Source organism: Mesorhizobium prunaredense (genome assembly GCF_900156895.1).
Taxonomy (GTDB): Bacteria; Pseudomonadota; Alphaproteobacteria; order Rhizobiales; family Rhizobiaceae; genus Mesorhizobium; species Mesorhizobium prunaredense.
The window spans coordinates 1-995 of record NZ_FTPD01000052.1; the positions used below are offsets into that span (position 1 = coordinate 1).

The 995-nt window shown below is 63.6% G+C and carries 1 protein-coding gene; it reads right to left on the minus strand.

The features are described 5' to 3' along the window. Window positions 1-995, minus strand: a 995-nt coding sequence (gene tuf, locus BQ8794_RS27445) for an elongation factor Tu (RefSeq protein WP_077381743.1), incomplete at its 3' end; no start/stop codon positions are given.

The following is a 995-nucleotide window of genomic DNA, read 5'->3' on the forward strand; positions in this document are numbered from 1 at the left end:
GTGCGGAAATAGAACTGCGGCCGGTAGTTGGTGAAGAACGGCGTGTGACGGCCGCCCTCGTCCTTGGTCAGGATGTAGGCTTCGGCGACGAACTTCTTGTGCGGCTTGACCGTGCCCGGCTTGGCCAGAACCTGGCCGCGCTCGACACCTTCGCGGTCGACACCGCGCAGCAGCGCGCCGATGTTGTCGCCGGCCTGGCCCTGGTCGAGCAGCTTGCGGAACATCTCGACGCCGGTGCAGGTCGTCTTGGTGGTCGGACGGATGCCGACGATCTCAAGCTCCTCGCCGACCTTGACCACGCCGCGCTCGACGCGGCCGGTCACCACCGTGCCGCGGCCAGAGATCGAGAACACGTCCTCGATCGGCATCAGGAACGGCTTGTCGAGCGGGCGAACCGGCGTCGGGATGTAGTCGTCGACCGCCGCCATCAATTCGCGGATCGAATCCTCGCCGATCTTCTTGTCGGAATCTTCCAAAGCCGCAAGTGCCGAACCCTTGACGATCGGAATGTCGTCGCCGGGGAACTCGTTCTTGGTCAACAGCTCGCGAACCTCGAGCTCGACCAGCTCGAGCAGCTCGGCGTCGTCGACCTGGTCGACCTTGTTCAAGAACACCACGATCGACGGCACGCCGACCTGACGGGCCAGCAGGATGTGCTCGCGGGTCTGCGGCATCGGGCCGTCGGCGGCCGACACAACCAGGATCGCGCCGTCCATCTGCGCGGCACCGGTGATCATGTTCTTCACATAGTCGGCGTGGCCGGGGCAGTCGACATGGGCGTAGTGGCGGGCGGCCGTCTCGTATTCGACATGCGCCGTCGAGATGGTGATGCCGCGCGCCTTCTCCTCGGGCGCCGCATCGATCTGGTCGTAGCGCTTGTATTCGCCAAAATACTTGGTGATCGCCGCCGTCAGCGACGTCTTGCCATGATCGACATGGCCAATCGTGCCGATGTTCACATGAGGCTTTGTACGCTCGAATTTACCTTTTGCCAT